A 3,020-nucleotide genomic window follows, 5' to 3' on the forward strand; every position below is an offset into this window, starting at 1 on the left:
CCGGCGATCTGTAAGTTCACCAGTTTCGCGGCTTACGCCGCTCCCACAAACGGCAGGCGAGGCTCAGGCCGGCAGCGATTGCCCACCATCCACCGCCAGTACCTGGCCGGTGATCCAGCGCGCTGTGGGCGAGCACAGGAACACGGCGGTATTGGCCACATCCTCGACATTGCCGAAGCCGCCGAACGGGATCCTGTTGCGGATCTGTTCGTAGAGTTCGGGGGCGCTGCTGCGGCGCTGCTCCCACAGTCCACCGGGGAATTCGATCGAGCCGGGTGCCAGCGCGTTGACCCGGATGCGCTCGCGCGCCAGTTCGGTGGCCAGCGATACGGTGTAGTAATTCAAGGCAGCCTTGGCGGCGGAGTAGGCCGCTGCTCGCGGCGTCGGTACCGAGGCGTTGATCGAGCTGATGTTGAGGATGGCCGGCATCGTGCTCAGGCGCAGATGCGGCAGGGCACTGCGGTTGGCGCGCACGGCTGCCATCAGGTCGATATCGAAGCCGGCCTGCCAGCTGGCATCGTCATTGCCGTTGCCATACCCGGAGGCGTTGTTGATGAGGATATCGACGCCACCCAATGAGGCCGCAGCGGCATCGATCCAGCGTTGGATCTGCGCCGGGTCGGCGAGATCACATTGCTGCGTGTGCGCGGCAGCTGCACCGTCGCCCAGCAGCTGTTCGCCGGCCTGCTGCAGTGCTGCGGCACCACGCGCGCAGATGCTCACGCTCGCGCCTTCGCGGGCAAAAGCCTGGGCAATGGCCAAGCCTATGCCGCGGCTGCCACCGGCAACCAGGACACGTGCATTCTGCAGGGAAACGGGGGAATTCATTGCTGCGGTTCCGGTGGACTCAGGGCCCACATTATCCCGCTGTTGCATTGAAGGTGGCCAACGCGCGAGTCCGTGGTCAGGGCAGGCCGGGCACGTTCAAGGACGCGAACAGGATGTTCTGCGCCTTTTTGGCCATCGATCGCGGCAGCTTGGCGATGAAGGTATCGCCGGTGAGCGCCATATCACCACGGAGGATGAAGCCGTTGATCTGGGTATAGCTCTTGATGCTGTACTTGTTCCCGTCCTGGCTCAGTTCCAGATACATCGGCGAGGTCAGGATGTTGTTGCCCTTGCGATACACGCGGGTGCCATCGATGTCGCGGACCAGGCGGTAACCCTGCTGGCCTGCCCAGGCATCAACCTTGGCCGTTACATTCTCGTCGGAGCTGAAGCTGATGAGGTCATGCGGCCTGCCGCTGTTCCTTGCCATCAATGCCAGGATGTTGACCAGGGCCAGGCCGCCCAGTGCACCCACGATCATTCCGGTGATCAAACCCATGCTGTTGCCTCGTTGAAGTCGGGGCGGCATTCCAGCACATCGCAAGGCCAGCTGTCGTGAAGTTTCCGCGCTACTTCCAGGTATTGGGCGGTGCGCCACGTTCCGGATACTTCATCTGCACGATGCAGAAGCGATGACCGGTAGGTGCTTCCATCACCCACCAGCGTTTGACCTTGCCGATGCGGCGTGCGCCCAGCGCTTCAAGCCGGTCAGCTTCGGCATCGATATCGTCGGCTTCTATATCCAGATGCACGCGTGGGGCGTGATCGACGCGTTGCACTTCAACATGCAGGTCAGCGGGGGCGCCCAACAGTTCGGCATATTGCGCGCCATCGTCCTCGGTGTAGCCGGGCTCGGCTTTCAGGCCGAGTGCGGGTGCCCAGAACGCGGCGGCGGCATCGCTGTCGGTGCCCTGGCAATCAATGATGAAACCGGCCAGGCGGCTGCGGTGACTCATATGGGTGCTCCGGTGACAGAGGAGCGCAGCGTACACCCGCTACTGGCGGGCGCGTGTTATCGCATTGTCGGCAACAGGTGCAGAAGCGCTCAGTCGCCATGCACTGATGCACAACACGCTGTACACACTCCACTCCGCCAGGCGTTGCAGCAGTCCATGCCAAGCGTGCAATGGCTCCAGCCCCATCAACACGAACAGCAGCAGCCAGAGTCCCGCCAGGCCGATCCACAGCACGCGCGTGCCTGGTTGTATTGCCGGTGCACTTGCCAGCAGCACCAGGCCGAGTGCGGTGCCCAGATAGGTGAACACGCCGAGCAGGGTATGCAGTGATTGCGACAGGCTGCCGCCAATCGGGCAACCGAGGTCGCAGGGCGCCAACGCGGAGCCTATCCATGCCAGCGGTTCGCACAGCAGCAGCCAATAGCCGAAGCGACTGGCACCACGCACTGGCACCGTCCGTGCGAACGCGAACAGCAGCAGTGCGGCGAGGACGCCGACTGGAATGAAGCCGAGCAGGCTGATCACCTGTGCGTGCGCGCTGCCGGTCGCGCCGAGTTCGCTGATGTACTGCGATAGCGGTGAATAACCCGGTTTGAGCGCGGCACCGCCGAGCAGCATCAGCAGGTACATCGCCACGAACAGCAGGATCAAGCAGCGCTGGAGACGCATCGTCGGCTCGTGGATGGTGGCGATGCTCAGCGTACGCGATTGGACAGGAACAACTCCACCTTGCCGCAGCTCGGGCAGGCATGCAGGTCGAATTCCTCGCGGTTGACGAACAGCTCGCCGATATCGCCCAGCAGGAAGGGCATGGCCTGCGAGCCTTCGTGGAAGCGTTTGCGGCCGATGAATTCCATGCGCATGCCAGGGCAACGCGGACAGTCGATCAAACGTGGTGGCTGCATCCAGCTGCGCCCGGCCTCAGGCTGGAAGTCGCGTGGCGGTGGTGCGCCGTCGGCATGGGTGCCGCATTTCCAGCACTGGTCGAAGTTGTCTTCGTTTACTTCCTTGCAGTTGCTGCAGGTCCAGGTGCCCATGGTGGTTTTGCTTGTAGATGTGGGTGGGGCAATCCTAGCGCTGGAATTCTGGCGTGGCGTTACAGGTGGGTGATGTTTTTTTTTGTGGTGAGGTTTGGATGCAAGATCAAAGGCAGGAGCTGCCCTCACCCCAACCCCTCTCCCGCAGGCGGGAGAGGGGCTAGTGCACTGCGAGCGCGAGCGGTCCGAGCCCCTCTCC

The 3,020-nt window shown here is 63.0% G+C and carries 5 protein-coding genes; all 5 read right to left on the reverse strand.

The annotated features are described in order from the left end of the window. Window positions 1–63: 63 nt before the first annotated feature. The 5 genes from QMX78_RS20900 to QMX78_RS20920 all read right to left on the reverse strand — a co-directional run bounded on the left by QMX78_RS20900 (window position 64) and on the right by QMX78_RS20920 (window position 2,821). A complete protein-coding gene (locus QMX78_RS20900) occupies window positions 64–828 on the reverse strand; it encodes an SDR family NAD(P)-dependent oxidoreductase (protein WP_282273271.1) in 765 nt (254 codons plus the stop codon). Window positions 829–904: 76 nt separating this feature from the next. Then, a complete protein-coding gene (locus QMX78_RS20905; protein WP_282273273.1) occupies window positions 905–1,327 on the reverse strand; it encodes a hypothetical protein in 423 nt (140 codons plus the stop codon). A 70-nt stretch (window positions 1,328–1,397) separates the two neighbouring features. Further along, the gene (locus QMX78_RS20910) at window positions 1,398–1,784 is read right to left on the reverse strand and encodes a VOC family protein (protein ID WP_282273275.1); all 387 of its coding nucleotides are present in this window, start codon (window positions 1,782–1,784) and stop codon (window positions 1,398–1,400) included. 39 nt (window positions 1,785–1,823) lie between these two features. Further along, a complete protein-coding gene (locus tag QMX78_RS20915; RefSeq protein WP_282273277.1) occupies window positions 1,824–2,453 on the reverse strand; it encodes a DUF998 domain-containing protein in 630 nt (209 codons plus the stop codon). A 26-nt stretch (window positions 2,454–2,479) separates the two neighbouring features. Further along, window positions 2,480–2,821 carry a hypothetical protein gene (locus QMX78_RS20920; RefSeq protein ID WP_282273279.1) on the reverse strand — a complete coding sequence of 114 codons (342 nt, stop codon included), beginning with the start codon at window positions 2,819–2,821 and terminating at the stop codon, window positions 2,480–2,482. Window positions 2,822–3,020 lie beyond the last annotated feature (199 nt).

It is taken from the genome of Stenotrophomonas sp. PS02298 (genome assembly GCF_029959445.1).
Lineage (GTDB): Bacteria > Pseudomonadota > Gammaproteobacteria > Xanthomonadales > Xanthomonadaceae > Stenotrophomonas.

Excerpts from the sequence above, each read along its gene's own strand:
- QMX78_RS20900 (WP_282273271.1), bottom strand. The coding sequence starts at position 828 with ATGAATTCCCCCGTTTCCCTGCAGAATGCACGTGTCCTGGTTGCCGGT.
- QMX78_RS20905 (WP_282273273.1), bottom strand. The coding sequence starts at position 1,327 with ATGGGTTTGATCACCGGAATGATCGTGGGTGCACTGGGCGGCCTGGCC.
- QMX78_RS20910 (WP_282273275.1), bottom strand. The coding sequence starts at position 1,784 with ATGAGTCACCGCAGCCGCCTGGCCGGTTTCATCATTGATTGCCAGGGC.
- QMX78_RS20915 (WP_282273277.1), bottom strand. The coding sequence starts at position 2,453 with ATGCGTCTCCAGCGCTGCTTGATCCTGCTGTTCGTGGCGATGTACCTG.
- QMX78_RS20920 (WP_282273279.1), bottom strand. The coding sequence starts at position 2,821 with ATGGGCACCTGGACCTGCAGCAACTGCAAGGAAGTAAACGAAGACAAC.